Genomic DNA, 14,400 nt, shown 5'->3' with positions numbered 1-14,400 from the left:
AGGCCCCGTTTCCGCGCGTGGCGGAAACGGGGCCTCGTCATGAGTGCTTCGCTCAGCGAATGCCGAACGAGCGACCGGCGCCCGGCTTGTTCGTCGAGACGAGGTCGACGACGAAGATGAGCGTCTCGTTGGGCTTGATCGCGGCGCCCGCGCCGCGCTCGCCGTAACCGAGGTGCGGCGGGATCGTGATCTTGCGGCGACCGCCGACCTTCATGCCGAGCAGGCCCTGGTCCCAGCCCTGGATGACCTGGCCGACGCCGACCTGGAACTCGAGCGGCTCACCGCGGTTCCACGAGGCGTCGAACTCCTCGCCGGTGGACCACGAGACGCCGACGTAGTGCGCCTTGATGATGTTGCCGGGCTCTGCGGTGGCGCCGTCGCCCTCCCAGATGTCCTCGAGGACGAGCTCGCTCGGCGGGTTGTCACCCGGGAAGTCGATCTCCGGCTTTTCGGTGTTCGGGTCGAAGCCCATAAGAATCTCCTTGAGTCCGTTCGTGATGATGCGTCAGTTGGCCGCGAGGATGTCGACGACGAAGACGAGGGTGTCGGTGGGCTGGATGCCCGCCTGCGAGTTGCCCTGAGCGCCGTAGCCGTCGGCCGGCGGCACGACCACGAGCACTCGGCTGCCGACCTTCTTGCCGACCAGGGCCTTGTCCCAGCCCGTGATGACCTGCTTCTTGCCGATGACGAAGACCGACGGGTTGGGCGCGTCGGGGTGCTTGGCCGTGGCGTCGAAGACGGTGTTCTTGCCCCAGATCTGGCCCGTGTAGGTGACCGCGATGGAGTCGCCCGACTTGACGGTGTCACCTTCACCTTCGACAAGCGTCGAGGTCTTGAGTGACGTGGGTGCCTTGGCGCCCTTCGGCATCGTGATGGCCGCCTGCTTGCCCGCACCGGCGGGAACCTTGACGGTCGGCATCCCGGATTGTGCGGGCTTGCTCGTGCCCTTGGCCTCGGTCAGGGGCGTGTCGACACCCTTGATGTCCATGTAGAGCACGAGGTTGTCGTTGGAACCGATGCCGAGGTTCTGGTTACCGGCCTTGCCGAACGCCTGCCCGGACGGCAGGGAGATGACGACCTTCGAGCCTTCCTTCTTCCCCTTCAGCTGGGTGAGGAGGCCCGGGAGGTTGTTGTTGTCGGCCATGTTGAAGCTCGGCACCGTCTCCCCGAACGTCGAACCGAGCGTCTTGCCGGTGGTGCCGTTGACCATGACGAAGTCGGCCTTGACGAGGTCCTTGTCTCCGATGGCCTTGCCCTTGCCCTCGGAGAGCACCTTGGTCGTCGCGGACTTCGTGCCGAAGGGCAGCTTGTCCTTCGCAATGGAGACGGTGGGCTTCTTGGCGTTCTTCGTGTCGACCTTGACGTCGGAGACGTTGCCCTTCGTCGCGGGCGAGGCGAGGCCGGACGACGAGGAGGACGAGGGCGACGACGATGCCGACGAGCTACCGGAGCCCGAACCCGACGAGGAAGCCTTGGACGAGTCGTCGCCGCAACCTGCGAGGAAGACGACCGGGAGGACGGCGAGGGCGAACAGACGCTTGGGGGAAGACACGCAGAAAAGTCCTAGCAGTGGGAAGTGAGTCCGGCCCACGATAACGCGTGGACCTCGGGACGACCTGTGCGTGGGCCGTCACAGAGGCGTGGAGAGGCTGTCGATGAGGCGCTCGACGCGGGCGTCCTCGGCGAGGAACGGGTCCTTGCACATGATGGTGCGCCCGGCCTGGTCGTTGAGCTTGAGGTGCACCCAGTCGACGGTGAAGTCGCGCCCGGCCGCACGGGCCTCGCGCACGAAGTCGCCGCGCAGCTTGGCGCGCGTCGTCTGGGGCGGCGTCGTCACGGCGGCGGCGATGCGCTCGTCATCGACGAGGCGACGCGCGCGCCCGGCCTTCTCGAGCATGCCGAACAGGCCGCGGCCCCGACGGATGTCGTGGAAGGTGAGGTCGAGTTGTGCCATGCGCGGGTCGTCGAGTTCGAGGCCGTGGCGCGTGGCGTAGTCGGTGAGCAGCCGACGCTTGATGACCCACTCGATCTCGGTCTCTACGTTCGAGAAGTCCTGGCTCTCAACGGCGTCGAGAGCGCGCTCCCACAGGTTGAGCACGAGCTCGGGACGGGTCAGGGTCGCCTTCGCGCTCGACGAACGCCTTGGAGCGTTCGAGGAACAGCCGCTGCATCGCGAGCGCCGTCATCGAGGTGCCGCCTTGGAGGTCGATGACGGCCTGGCCGGTCGGGTCGGCCGAGACGTCACGGATGGCCTTGACCTGGTTGGCCAGGTGCATGCGCGGGAACGACTCCCCTGCCTCGATGAGGCGCAGGACGAGGTGGGCGGCGCCGACCTTGAGCAGCGTCGTCGTCTCGCTCATCGTCGAGTCGCCGACGATGACGTGGAGGCGGCGGAAGCGTGCCGAGTCGGCGTGCGGTTCGTCGCGGCTGTTGATGATGGGCCGTGATCGGGTCGTGGCGCTCGAGAAGCCGTCCCAGATGTGTTCGGCGCGTTGGGTGAGGTTGAAGACGGTGCGTCCGTCGCGCTGCAGGAGCTTGCCCGCGCCGGTGATGAGCTGGCGCGAGACGAGGAACGCGACGAGCACCTCCGAGATGCGGTTCATGTCGGTGCTGCGCTCGAGCAGGAGGTTCTCGTGGCAGCCGTAGGAGTTGCCCGCGGAGTCGGTGTTGTTCTTGAAGACGTAGATCGAGCCCTCGACGCCGTCCTCGGCGAGGCGCTCCTGCGCCTCACTCGTCATGTCGTCGAGGATGCGCTCACCCGCGCGGTCGTGGGCGACGAGGTCGAGCAGCGTGTCGCACTCGGCCGTCGCGTACTCGGGGTGGGCACCGACATCGAGGTAGAGGCGTGAGCCGTTGTCGAGGAAGACGTTGCTCGAACGCCCCCAGGCCACGACCTTGCGGAACAGGGCGCGGCTCACTTCGTCAGGGGTGAGCCGACGCTGGCCGTTCGTGGTCGCGGTGACCCCGAACTCGGTCTCGAGGCCGTAGATGCGGCGTTCCATGGGTGCTCCCGGGGTGCGTGCGAGGTGGAGGTGCGGGGGGGGCTCAGCGAGCCGTCACTCGCCGCCCTTCTGGACGAAGCCGGAGACGAACTCGCTCGCGTTCGACTCGAGGACGCCGTCGATCTCGTCGAGCATCGAGTCGATGTCGCTCGTGTTCGACTCCCTCGTCACCTGGGCCTGGCCGGCCGCGCCGGCGCCGTCGAAGTCGTCGCCGCTGCCGCCGCGCTTGCCGAACTGCTGCTGGTCGCTCATCGTGTACTCCTTCGTGGCCGGCCGCGCTCACGCCGTGTGGCCGTGGCGCGCCTGTGGTCGCTTCGCCACCACCCTAGTTCGCCGCAGGGGCGCGGGCAGGGGTAACCCTCAGCGCACCACCTTGTCGTCGCCGACCCGCTCGAGCAGCTCGGCGACGCCCCCGTCGAACCAACCGTCGGTCGAGCCCGCGTCACCGGCGAAGGGCTCGGGCATCGTGACGCGGGTGTAGCTCGACGGCTGCGCGGTGCGGTAGACCATCGCGTCCCAGGACGCCGACGCCACGTCGTCACCAAAGGCCTCGATGCTCTTGCCGCGCAACCACGCTCGCGTGTCGCGGGGAGGTTCGACGACGGCCTCGGCGAGTTCGTCGTCGGAGAACAGGCGGGTGAAGCGTCCGCCGCGTTCGAGGGTGTGGAAGACGCCCTTGTCGGCGCGAACGTCGGACCACTGGATGTCGAGAGCGCGCAGGCGGGGATCGTCCCAGCCTGTGCCGTGGCGCGCGATGAAGCCCTCCATGACGCTCCTCTTGGCGACCCAGTCGAGATCCTTCGTGAGCGTCATCGGGTCGGCGCGCAGGGCGTCGAGCACGCGCGTCCAGTGCTCGAAGACCTCGCTCGTGGCGTCGGCGATCGGGTCGTTGCCGCGGCGGGTCCACCATGCGTGGGTTGCGTCGCGATACATCTCGAGCAGGTCGAGGGCCGTGACCGTGCGCCCGTCGACGAGTTCGTACTCCTGCGCGAGCGACACGTCGTGGCTGACGGCGCGCAGGGTCGCCACCGGCTGTTTGACGATGACGCCCGGCAGCGCCTCGTCCTCTAGGGCGCCGATGACGAGGCTCGTCATGCCCATCTTGAGCAGGTTCGCGACGTCGGCGTGGTTGGCGTCGCCGACGATGACGTGCAGGCGCCGGTACTTCGTGTGGTCGGCGTGCGGTTCGTCGCGCGAGTTGACGATCGGGCGGCGCAGCGTGGTCTCGAGGGCGACCTCGGTCTCGAAGTAGTCGGCGCGCTGCGTCAACTGGAAACCGGCACGCTCCGACTCCTGGCCGATACCGACACGACCGCTTCCGGTGATCACCTGCCGGGCAATGAAGAACGGCGTCATGCCGGCGACGACGCGCGCCCACGGCACCTCGCGGCGCAGGAGGTAGTTCTCGTGGGTGCCGTACGAGGCGCCTTGGCCGTCGACGTTGTTCTTGTAGAGCTGCGTTGCGCCGTCCGGGTGCTCCGCGAGGAGTTCGGCCGCGCGACGCATGACGAGTTCGCCCGCTCGGTCGTAGCGCACGGCGTCACGCGGGTTCGAGACCTCCGGCGAGCTGTACTCGGGGTGCGCGTGGTCGACGTAGAGCCGGGCGCCGTTGGCGAGCACGACGTTGGCGAAGCTGGGGTCGGCCTCGTCGGTCAGCTGGCTCTCGTGCGCCACCTCGCGGGCGATGTCGTAGCCGCGCTGGTCGCGCAGCGGCGACTCGTCGCTGTAGTCCCAGCGGCTCTGCGCGGCGTTGAGCCCGACGGCGTCGGCGTAGGCACGCACGACCTGCCCGGACAGCACCATCGGCGTCGTGCGCGTGTCCCCCGGACGCAGGACGCCGTACTCGGTTTCGATGCCCATGATGCGCTGAACGGTCATGGGATAAACCCTAGTGCCGGCCCCATCTCGCGGCGGGGGCCGGCGCGAAACGTCAGGCAGGCGCGTTGACGTTCAGGCGGTGGCTACTCGCGAGCTCGAGTTCGATGTCCTGAGGCTGTGTCAGGACGGTGAGGCCACGCGCCGCCGACTCCCCTCGCTCCTCGCAGAGCGCGGTGACGACGTATCGACCGCTCGGCGGCAGCGACATCTCGAAACGGCCTTCGGCGTCAGTGCGCGTGGCCGCCTGATACTCGCCCGAGTGCTTGAGCAGCGTCACGGGCAGGTCGGCGGTCGGCCCGCCGCTGGAGACGACGGTGCCCGTGAGCAGCAGTGGCCGCGACAGCGTGAACTGCGGCAGCTCCGGTCCCGTGACGTCGACGAACTGCGAGCGCGTGGCCCACCCGTCGGCCGACGCCACGAGGACGTAGTGACCGGCGCCCGGGAGAGCGAGCCGGTAGCGGCCGTCCTCGTCGACGCGGCCCCAGTCGAGGTGGGCGCCGTCGGGGGCGAGGGCTGTGACGACGCCGCGACGCAGGGGACGCCCGCCCAGGTCGGTGAGCACGCCGGAGGCGACGACGTCGCGGTTGTCGCCCGCACGGACATCGCTGCTCGTGGCGCGCGTGGGCGCCTCGGCGCTCGCGGCCCCCTCCCCGGCTGCGGGCACGGCCCGCGGCGCAACAGCTGCCTTGGGCACGAAGCCGGCCACGAGCGCCGATGCCAGCGAGGCGAGTGCAGCCATGACGAAGACCGTCTTGAAGCCGTCGAGTTTCGGCACCTCGTGGCCGGCCAGGGAGAACGACATGCTCGTGAGCACCGCGGCAACGGCGGCCGACGACGTCGAGGTCCCGATCGAGCGCAGCAGCGTGTTGAGACCGTTCGCGGCGGCCGTCTCGGTGATCGGCACCGAGCGCATGATGAGCGTCGGCATCGCCGCATAGGCGATGGCGGTGGCGGCGCTGCACAGCGTCGCACCGAGCACGATCTGCCACACGGAGCCGGTGAGGAACACGCGCATGCCGTAGGCGAGCGCCAGCGTCGTGGCACCGACGATGAGCGTCGTCCGGGCCCCGAAGCGCTTCGTGATGCCGGCGCTCACGGGCGACAGGAAGACCATGGCGAGACCGCCCGGCAGCATCGCGATGCCCGCGGCGATGAGTGAGAGGCCGAAGCCGTAACCGGTGGCTTCCGGCATCTGCAACTGCTGCGTCGTCGTCATCATGTTGGCGTACATGGCGAAGCCGATGAGCAGGGACGCCGCGTTGGTCAGGAGTACGGGGCGTCGGGCCGAGGTGCGAAGGTCGACCATCGGTGAGCGGTGACGCAGCTCCCAGGGCGCCCACGCCGCGAGGATGGCGACGCTTGCGGCGAGCCCGAGGATCACCTTCTCGCTCGTCCATCCCCAGTGTCCGCCCTTCGTGATGGGCACGAGGAGGCACAGCAACGCAGCCGACAGGAGCAGCGCACCGACGAGGTCGAACGAGCCCGATGACTTCACCTTGGATTCGGGCACGACGAGCACGACGCCGAGGAACATGAGGGCGGCCGACGCGCCGGAGACCCAGAAAACCATGTGCCAGCTGAAGTGCTCGACGAGGACGCCGGCCAGCGGCAGACCGATGGCGGAGCCGATGCCGAGGGTGGCGCTCATCGTGGCGACCGCTCCCCCGACGCGTTCGCGGGGCAGTTCGTCGCGCAGGATGCTGATGCCGATGGGAATCATCGCGGCGCCCACACCCTGGAGGGCGCGAGCTGTGATGAGGGCGGCGAGACCGTCACCCAGGGCGCCGACAAGCGATCCGGCGATGACGAACCCGAGCGAGACGAGCATGATGCGCCGCTTGCCGACCATGTCGGCCAGGCGCGCGAGGATCGGCGTTGCCACGGCTCCTGCGAGCAGCGTTGCGGTGACGAGCCAGGCCGCGTTCTCCGCGCTCGTGTCGAGCAACGTCGGCCACTCCGGGATGAGCGGTACGACGAGCGTCTGCTGGAGCGCCACGACCGTGCCGGCCACACACAACACGGCGACGACGAGACTTTGGCGGGTGGATCTCGCCGTTGCGGCGTGGCGGGCGGTCACAGGGCTCCTCATCGGTGGTGGCGTATTGATAATCAATATAAAAGGGTGGGGAGCCCGTGTCATCTCGGCGGGACGGAACGAGGCTCAGCTCACGCTCGGACAGGCCGAAGGCGGCACGAGCGGTCGCGATAGCGTGAGGCCATGCCTGCCGCCCTCGCTCCGGTTCTCGACCTCGTCATCGTTCTCGTCTTCTCGGCCACCGGCCGACGTAACCACGGCGAAACGGGTGCGCTCGAGGGCGTACTGACGACAGCATGGCCCTTCCTCGTGGGCGCCTGCGTGGGGTGGGCCATCGTGCTCGTCGCCCGACGTTCGTTGCTCGCGGGCAAGGCCCTGACGGGCGGCGTCGTCGTGTGGCTCTCGACGATCGTCGTCGGCATGCTGCTGCGTCAGCTCAGCGACCAGGGCACCGCGATCTCGTTCGTCATCGTCTCGCTCGTCTTCAACGGCTTCTTCATGCTCGGCTGGCGTGCCCTCGTCGCTTTCCTCGAGCGTCGCCGCGCCCACGCCTGACCCACTCGACAACAACAACGAACCTCCCCGACCACGGACGGTCGGGGAGGTTCACTGCGTTCCGGGAAGGCGCCGGTCAGTTCTTGTCGGCGAGGGTGCGGATGTCGACGATCCGCTCGCCGCGACGGCCGGAGATGCGCGCCCAGTCGTCGGGGTTGCTCGTGCCCGGCAGGTCCTCGTTCTCTCGGAACTCGTCGTGGCACGCGGCGAGGACGAACTCGCGCGTGATGCCGCGCTCGCCGTTCGTGATGAGCGCCTTGATGGCGAACTTCTTCGCGCGGTCGACGATGTTTTGGATCATCGCGCCGCTGGCGAAGTCCGCGAAGTAGAGCGTCTCGCGGCTGCCGTCGGCGTACGTGGCCTCGAGATAGGCGTGGGCGTCGTCGCGGGCGTACAACTCCCCCACCGCGGCGTCGATGAGCGCCTCGGCCGTCGCGCCCGCGTCACCGTCGTGCTTGGCGAGTTCGCTCTCGTGGAACGGCAACGCGGCCGTGAGGTACTTGCCGAAGATGTCGCGGCCCGCATCGGCGTGGGGACGCTCGATGCGGATCTTCACGTCGAGACGGCCCGGGCGAAGGATGGCCGGGTCGATCATGTCCTCACGGTTGCTCGCACCGATGACGATGACGTTCTCCAAGCTCTCCACACCGTCGATCTCCGCGAGCAACTGCGGCACGATCGTCGTCTCGACGTCGGAACTCACGCCTGCGCCGCGGATGCGGAACAGCGACTCCATCTCGTCGAAGAAGACGACGACCGGAGTACCCGAGCTCGCCACCTCGCGGGCGCGCTGGAACAGCACGCGGATGTGACGCTCGGTCTCGCCGACGTACTTGTTGAGCAGCTCCGGGCCCTTGATGTTGAGGAAGTAGCTCGCCTGGTCGCTCGTGCCCTGGCGCTGCGCCACCTGCTTGGCCAGGGACGCGGCCACGGCCTTCGCGATGAGCGTCTTGCCGCATCCGGGCGGGCCGTAGAGCAGGACGCCCTTGGGCGGGCGCAGGTGGTGTTCGGTGTAGAGGTCGGAGTGCAGGAACGGCAGCTCGACGGAGTCGCGGATCGTCTCGATCTGTCCCGCGAGGCCACCGATGTCGGTGTAGTCGATGTCCGGCACCTCTTCGAGTGCGAGGTCGGCCACCTCGGCCTTCGTCACGCGTTCGAGCACGAAACCGCTCTTCGGTTCGAACAGAAGGGCATCGCCGGGGCGCACCGTGAGCTCGGCCAGCGGGCCGGCGGTGCGCACGACGCGCTCCTCGTCGTTCGACGTGGAGATGAGTAGACGCCCGTCCTCGAGCGTCTCCTTGAGCGTGACGATCTCGCCGGCCTTCTCGAATCCGAGCACCTTCACGATGTTCATGGCCTCGTTGACCATGACTTCCTGGCCGGGGCGAAGGTCCTCGGCCTTGAGGGTCGGCGAGTACGAGACGAGCATCTTGCGGCCCATGTAGAAGATGTCGGCGCTGCCGTCCCCGTGGGCGGCGATGACCGTCGCGTAGTTGTTCGGCGGCTGCGCGAGCCGGTCGATCTCGCTCTTCATCGAGGAGATCTGCTCGCGGGCGTCCTTGAGCGTGCGCACGAGGCGCTCGTTCTGCGCAGAGATGGTCGACAGGTTGGAGCGCAACTGACGCACGTCGGCGTCGGTGGGCTTTGACGTGTCGCTCGGGTCGAACTGCGGGACGCTCATCGCCGCTCGTCCTCCTTCGAAGCCGGGGTGGCGCGTCGAGCGCGCCTTTTCGCCCACCCTATCGAGCAGGGCTCGCCGGGTAGAGCGAACCCCGGCGCCGACGTGCGGCATCCGGGGGTTTCGCTGAGGTCAGCCGACGAACCTCGGCGGGGACGCGTCAGTCCTGGTCGGTGACGACGCCGTCCGTCGCGTCGGCCTCGTCACGCGGCTCGTCGTCGATGGACGCGCCCGACTCGGCTGCGAGCGCCTGCGCGGTCGGGGTGTTCTCGAAGGAGCGCACGAGCTTGCGCATCTTCTTGTCGGAGACGGGGCGCTCGCCGACGGCGTCCGGGGTCCACGCGTCGTCCGGCGTCTGCGGCGGGTTGCCGTTGTCCGTGGCGCCGCCTCCGGCAGGGTCCTCGCCGTAGGCGCCCTTGGCCGGGCGACGCTTGCGCAGCGGGGCCTCGACGCCGACCGCGAGACGGCGCGTGGAGATGAGGAAGCCGGTGTGGGCGTGCATACGGTGTTCGGGGCGCACCGCGAGACCTTCGAGGTGCCAGCCGCGCACGAGGCTCTCCCATGCCTGCGGTTCGGTGAAGCCACCGTGCTCGCGGGTGGCCTCCGCGACGCGCGACAACTGGGTCGCCGTGGCGACGTAACAGATGAGGACGCCGCCGGGGGCGAGCGCGTCGTAGGCGACCTCGAGGCACTCCCACGGCGCGAGCATGTCGAGCACGACGCGGTCGATCGTGCCGGCCTCCACGGTCTGCGGGAGCATGTCGACGAGGTCGCCGATCGTGATGCTCCACGCCGGGTGGTCGGTGCCGAAGAACTCGCGCGCGTTGCCGGCGGCGATGGCGGCGAAGTCCTCACGACGCTCGAACGAGTAGACACGGCCGTGCTCGCCGACCGAACGCAGCAGCGACATCGACAGGGCGCCCGAACCGACACCGGCCTCGACGACGCGAGCGCCGGGGAAGACATCGGCCATGGTGACGATCTGGCCGGCGTCCTTGGGGTAGACGACGGCGGCGCCGCGCGGCATCGACATGACGTAGTCGGACAGCAGAGGACGCAGGGCGAGGTACTCGACGCCGGCGGTGTTCGTGATGGTGACGCCGTCGGGCGAGCCGATGAGGTCGTCGTGGCGCACGAAGCCGCGGTGGGTGTGGAACTGCTTGCCCGGCGTCAGCGTGATCGTGTGCATGCGGCCCTTGGGGTCGGTGAGCTGGATGCGCTCACCCTCGCGGAAGGGGCCGCGGCGGTACTCGGCTCCCGTGGGTGCGGCGGGAAGGTCGGACGGGCGATCGGCGTCGGTCATGCCGAGAAGTTTAGGTGGTACGCAGGTCGCGGCCTTGCGCTCCCGCGTGCGCCTGCAGGGCGCGCTCGAGATCGCTGAGCAGGACGACGCCGATGACCTGCTCGCCGTGCGGCGGCGCGGCGGCCGGCGCGGGCTGCGTGACGACGACGAGCTGCGGCGTCGTGTCGCCCTCGAAACCCGGCAGGACGGCGGTGATGTCAGCCTGGGTGTCGGCGACGATGGCGGTGGCGCCGGAAACGATGGCTTCGGCGATCGCACTGGCCGGCACCCGGTCACGCTGTTCCAGCGGAACCCGCACGTGAGCGCCGGGCGGGACGACGGCGACGGGTTCGTTGGACGCTCCGAGCAGGACGACGGGGTCCGGCCCCTCGGGGAGCGCCGAGACGGGCGTGTCGGCGGCGGCTGACACTGCGGGGCGCATCACCTGGGCCACTCGGATGCCGGAGAGGAATTCCCGGTTCGTGCCCACGGTGACGGCGGTGCTGGCACCTCGCCACAGGAACATGGCGATGAGCGCGAACCACATGAGGTTCCACGTCGAGCCCTCGCCGCGAAGCACCGGCACGAGGGCCCAGAGCACGACGGCGACAGCGACGATTCGGCCGCACCAGCCCGCGGCCTTCATGCCCTTGGCCCGGCTACCGGTGACCTTCCACACGAGGGCGTCGACGATGAACCCGCCGTCGAGAGGCAGCCCGGGCAGGAGGTTGAACAACCCGACGAAGCCGTTGCTGAAGGTGAAGGCGAGCAGCAGCAGATGGCCCGCGCCGTCACCGCTCGACTGGGTGAGGGCGAACCATCCGGCGCCGGCGAGGACGAGGTTCGTCAGGGGCCCGACGACGGCGACGAGCGCCGAGTGCCCGGGTGTCGCGTCGGGTGAGTCGTAGGCCGTGTGGCCGCCCCACAGGTCGGCGACGATGCGGTTGACGCGGTAACCACAGGCCTGGCCGACGACGGCGTGAGCAGCCTCGTGCGCGAGCACGCTGACGAGCAGGAGCACGGCGTACGCGGCCGCGAGCAGGTAGGCGCCGGCTCCCCATTCGGGGTGCAGTCGGGCGACCTGCGGGCCGAAGAGCGCGACGATGACGAGGGCGATGATCGGCCAGGATCGGCCGATGTAGACGGGCACGCCGCGCAGCGTGGCGATCTTGAGACCCGGGGACGTCGACGGCATGAGGAAAGCCTAAGCGGCGTGGCTCGGCGTCGCTCGGGCGGTGCGAGTTACGCGCGATAGGCTCGCTGAATGGTCGCCGCGCTGTCCCCCTCACGAGCGTCCGATTTCATGCAGTGCCCGCTGCTCTACCGCTTCCGCGTCATCGACAAGCTACCCGAGCCGCCGAGCCCGGCCGCGGCGCGCGGCACGCTCGTCCATTCGGTGCTCGAGCGCATCTTCGACGTCGAGGCGCCGCAGCGAACACTCGAGCACGCGCTCTCCCTCGTCCCGCACGCGTGGGAGGACATACTCGCCGACGAACCCGAACTCGCCGAACTCGCGGGCGGCACGCCCCACGACCTCGCGACGTGGTTGCGCGACGCCGAGAAGCTCGTCGAGAAGTGGTTCGACCTGGAGAACCCGCAGCACCTCGAACCCGCCGAACGCGAGCTCTACGTCGAAGCCGACCTCGACGGCCTCACCCTGCGTGGGTACATCGACCGGCTCGACGTAGCACCCGGCGGGCAAATCCGCGTCGTCGACTACAAGACGGGGCGCTCACCGTCGGAGCTCTTCGAGGGCAAGGCCCTGTTCCAGATGAAGTTCTACGCGCTCGTCATCTGGCGAACTCGAGGCGTCATGCCGCTCATGCTCCAGCTCGTCTACCTCGGCAACAGCCAATTCGTGCGCTACCAGCCCGACGAGGACGACCTGCGGGCTCTCGAGCGCAAAATCACGGCTCTGTGGCGAGCCATCGAGCGCGCCGCGCAGACGGGTGACTGGCGTCCACGCAAGTCGTTCCTCTGCGGCTGGTGCGACCACAAGGCGCTGTGTCCCGCCTGGGGCGGCACTCCCCCGCCGCTGCCCGACAATGCCGGCGTGCTCGCCCTCGACCCGCACGCGAGCGCCGACCTGGGGGATGTCGACGGTGACTGAACCTGATCAGGTTCAAGGTGCGGACTGGGAGGCCTGGCGCACCGTCGGTTGCGATGTCGAAGCACTCCATCACGTCCTCACCCAAGCCGACGTGGACGTCAACCTCAACGAGGTGTTGCGCGCGGCGCTCGCGGCCGATGGCTACGACGACGCGCTCGGATGGCGCCACCGCGCCCTCGTCGAGGTGGCGGCAGCCCACGGCGTCCCGGGGGAGATCGTTTCCGGTCTCGACGTGGACACGCTGACGCACAACGGCGGCGCGGTCTGGCTCGTCTCCGTCACGGCACCCGAGCAGTTCGCGTGTACCCACCTCGTGGCGCCCGATTCGCGCGACGGCCGGCTCGACGTGTTCTGGCCGCAGGTCCACCCCCAGTTCGGTGGTCGCTTCCTCGCTGACCCCCGGTGGTTCGGGCCGAAGATGACCGGGCGCGGCACGCAGTTCGAGGTCAGTGCTTGAGCCGCGCGACTCCTTCGCCGTGCTCGTGATCCCCTTCACAAAACCTCGTGGAATACCCGGCCGAGGGTTACGGTTCAACAGATAGTTTCAATTTCAACTACTTCCGCGAGGGGTCATGCAGTTCGGAATCTTCACGGTCGGTGACGTCACGACGGACCCGACGACGGGTCGCACGGTCAGCGAGCACCGGCGCATCAAGAACACCGTCGAGATGGCCAAGGTCGCGGACGAGGTCGGTCTCGACGTCTTCGCCACCGGTCAGCACCACAACCCGCCCTTCGTGGCCCCCGCCAGCCCGCCCGTCCTCATGGGCAACCTCGCCGCGGTGACGAAGAACATCATCCTGTCGACCGCGACGACGCTCATCACGACGACGGACCCGGTGCACATCGCCGAGGACTACGCCTACGCGCAGCACCTCGCCGACGGGCGCGTCGACCTCATGCTCGGACGCGGCAACACCGGACCGGTCTACCCCTGGTTCGGCAAGGACATCCGTGAGGGCATCCCGCTGGCCATCGAGAACTACGCCCTGCTGCGCAAGCTGTGGAGCGAGGAGAACGTGACGTGGGAGGGCAAGTTCCGCACGCCGCTGCAGGGCTTCACCTCGACCCCGCGTCCGATGGACGGCGTCGCGCCGTTCGTCTGGCACGGTTCGATCCGCAGCCCCGAGATCGCCGAGCAGGCCGCCTACTACGGTGACGGCTTCTTCCACAACCACATCTTCTGGCCGCCGGAGCATGCGGCTCAGATGGTGCGCTTCTACCGTGAGCGCTTCGAGCACTACGGTCACGGTCGCGCGGAGGATGCCATCGTCGGTCTGGGTGGTCAGGTGTTCATGGCTGACTCGAAGTCGAAGGCGATGGAGACCTACCGTCCGTACTTCAACAACGCCCCGGTCTACGGCGGTGCCGCCTCCCTCGAGGACTTCACGACGCAGACGCCGCTGACGGTGGGTACGCCCGACGAGGTCATCGAGCGCACGCTCGGCTTCCGCGAGTACGTCGGCGACTACCAGCGCCAGCTGTTCCTCGTCGACCACGGCGGCATCCCCCACCAGGAGGTGCTCAACCAGATCGAGCTGCTCGGCACGAAGGTCGTCCCGGTGCTGCGCGAGGAGTTCGCCAAGCGCCGCGCCGCCGGTGTGCCGGACGCCCCGACGCATGCCAGCCTGCTGGCTGCGCGCGCTGCCCAGGCGACCGACACGCCCTCGGCTGACGCCGGTCAGATGGGCAGCGTCGAGACAGGTGCGCCGCGCGCTCCGAAGGTCGACGACGTGACGGGAACGCGCGCCGAAGACCGTTGAGCATCAGCCCGGTTCGCCGACAACTCGGCTAACCGGGCCCGGCGGGCGACGCCGGCGGCGACGTTCGGCCCAGACTCAGAGCAACGAGACGAAGGAG

At 68.9% G+C, this 14,400-nt stretch carries 12 protein-coding genes and 1 pseudogene; 4 read left to right on the top strand and 9 right to left on the bottom strand.

The genetic code is table 11. The features are described from left to right. Positions 1 to 52: 52 nt before the first annotated feature. From H7F30_RS10860 to H7F30_RS10835, 6 genes and pseudogenes are all read right to left on the bottom strand, one after another. On the bottom strand, positions 53 to 472 hold the full coding sequence (locus tag H7F30_RS10860) for an FKBP-type peptidyl-prolyl cis-trans isomerase (RefSeq protein WP_047312839.1): 420 nt from the start codon (positions 470 to 472) through the stop codon (positions 53 to 55). Between the two features lie 33 nt (positions 473 to 505). Further along, complete coding sequence (locus H7F30_RS10855; protein ID WP_187035055.1) at positions 506 to 1,552, bottom strand: FKBP-type peptidyl-prolyl cis-trans isomerase; 1,047 nt, start codon at positions 1,550 to 1,552, stop codon at positions 506 to 508. A 78-nt stretch (positions 1,553 to 1,630) separates the two neighbouring features. Next, a pseudogene (pafA, locus tag H7F30_RS10850) lies at positions 1,631 to 3,002 on the bottom strand (Pup--protein ligase). A 54-nt stretch (positions 3,003 to 3,056) separates the two neighbouring features. Then, positions 3,057 to 3,254, bottom strand: coding sequence for a ubiquitin-like protein Pup (locus H7F30_RS10845; RefSeq protein WP_187035053.1), 198 nt, complete (start codon positions 3,252 to 3,254; stop codon positions 3,057 to 3,059). Positions 3,255 to 3,362: 108 nt separating this feature from the next. After that, positions 3,363 to 4,880 (bottom strand): depupylase/deamidase Dop, encoded by a 1,518-nt coding sequence (gene dop / locus H7F30_RS10840; RefSeq protein ID WP_187035051.1) that lies wholly within the window; start codon positions 4,878 to 4,880, stop codon positions 3,363 to 3,365. A 52-nt stretch (positions 4,881 to 4,932) separates the two neighbouring features. Beyond that, positions 4,933 to 6,957: an MFS transporter gene (locus H7F30_RS10835; protein WP_255464770.1), complete on the bottom strand. Its 2,025-nt coding sequence runs from the start codon at positions 6,955 to 6,957 to the stop codon at positions 4,933 to 4,935. A gap of 141 nt (positions 6,958 to 7,098) precedes the next feature. Between H7F30_RS10835 and H7F30_RS10830 the strand changes: the two genes are divergently transcribed. Further along, entirely contained in the window at positions 7,099 to 7,470 is a 372-nt protein-coding gene (locus H7F30_RS10830; RefSeq protein ID WP_187035047.1) for a DUF3054 domain-containing protein, read from the top strand. A gap of 76 nt (positions 7,471 to 7,546) precedes the next feature. Here H7F30_RS10830 and arc read toward each other — a convergent pair whose 3' ends face one another. The 3 genes from arc to H7F30_RS10815 all read right to left on the bottom strand — a co-directional run bounded on the left by arc (position 7,547) and on the right by H7F30_RS10815 (position 11,625). After that, entirely contained in the window at positions 7,547 to 9,151 is a 1,605-nt protein-coding gene (arc, locus tag H7F30_RS10825) for a proteasome ATPase (protein WP_187035045.1), read from the bottom strand. 157 nt (positions 9,152 to 9,308) lie between these two features. Continuing rightward, positions 9,309 to 10,451 (bottom strand): tRNA (adenine-N1)-methyltransferase, encoded by a 1,143-nt coding sequence (locus H7F30_RS10820; protein ID WP_187035043.1) that lies wholly within the window; start codon positions 10,449 to 10,451, stop codon positions 9,309 to 9,311. A gap of 10 nt (positions 10,452 to 10,461) precedes the next feature. Then, positions 10,462 to 11,625, bottom strand: a complete 1,164-nt coding sequence (locus tag H7F30_RS10815; protein WP_052947153.1) for a site-2 protease family protein — start codon at positions 11,623 to 11,625, stop codon at positions 10,462 to 10,464. A gap of 69 nt (positions 11,626 to 11,694) precedes the next feature. Here H7F30_RS10815 and H7F30_RS10810 point away from each other — a divergent pair, with 69 nt between their 5' ends. The 3 genes from H7F30_RS10810 to H7F30_RS10800 all read left to right on the top strand — a co-directional run bounded on the left by H7F30_RS10810 (position 11,695) and on the right by H7F30_RS10800 (position 14,303). Then, entirely contained in the window at positions 11,695 to 12,540 is an 846-nt protein-coding gene (locus H7F30_RS10810) for a PD-(D/E)XK nuclease family protein (RefSeq protein WP_187035042.1), read from the top strand. Continuing rightward, on the top strand, positions 12,533 to 12,997 hold the full coding sequence (locus tag H7F30_RS10805) for a hypothetical protein (RefSeq protein WP_187035040.1): 465 nt from the start codon (positions 12,533 to 12,535) through the stop codon (positions 12,995 to 12,997). Before H7F30_RS10810 ends, H7F30_RS10805 begins: the two co-directional genes overlap by 8 nt. A 115-nt stretch (positions 12,998 to 13,112) precedes the next feature. Beyond that, entirely contained in the window at positions 13,113 to 14,303 is a 1,191-nt protein-coding gene (locus H7F30_RS10800; RefSeq protein WP_187035039.1) for a CE1758 family FMN-dependent luciferase-like monooxygenase, read from the top strand. Positions 14,304 to 14,400 lie beyond the last annotated feature (97 nt).

Origin of the sequence: Dermacoccus sp. PAMC28757 (assembly GCF_014302635.1) — a bacterium.
Taxonomy (GTDB): Bacteria; Actinomycetota; Actinomycetes; order Actinomycetales; family Dermatophilaceae; genus Dermacoccus; species Dermacoccus abyssi.
Note: the sequence above shows the minus strand (reverse complement) of the source record. Positions and strands in the feature narration are given on the sequence as shown.

Bases quoted from the DNA above. Each gene is read 5' to 3' on its own strand.
- arc (WP_187035045.1), bottom strand. From the start codon at position 9,151: ATGAGCGTCCCGCAGTTCGACCCGAGCGACACGTCAAAGCCCACCGAC.
- H7F30_RS10830 (WP_187035047.1), top strand. From the start codon at position 7,099: ATGCCTGCCGCCCTCGCTCCGGTTCTCGACCTCGTCATCGTTCTCGTC.
- H7F30_RS10820 (WP_187035043.1), bottom strand. From the start codon at position 10,451: ATGACCGACGCCGATCGCCCGTCCGACCTTCCCGCCGCACCCACGGGA.
- H7F30_RS10800 (WP_187035039.1), top strand. From the start codon at position 13,113: ATGCAGTTCGGAATCTTCACGGTCGGTGACGTCACGACGGACCCGACG.
- dop (WP_187035051.1), bottom strand. From the start codon at position 4,880: ATGACCGTTCAGCGCATCATGGGCATCGAAACCGAGTACGGCGTCCTG.
- H7F30_RS10815 (WP_052947153.1), bottom strand. From the start codon at position 11,625: ATGCCGTCGACGTCCCCGGGTCTCAAGATCGCCACGCTGCGCGGCGTG.
- H7F30_RS10860 (WP_047312839.1), bottom strand. From the start codon at position 472: ATGGGCTTCGACCCGAACACCGAAAAGCCGGAGATCGACTTCCCGGGT.
- H7F30_RS10810 (WP_187035042.1), top strand. From the start codon at position 11,695: ATGGTCGCCGCGCTGTCCCCCTCACGAGCGTCCGATTTCATGCAGTGC.
- H7F30_RS10845 (WP_187035053.1), bottom strand. From the start codon at position 3,254: ATGAGCGACCAGCAGCAGTTCGGCAAGCGCGGCGGCAGCGGCGACGAC.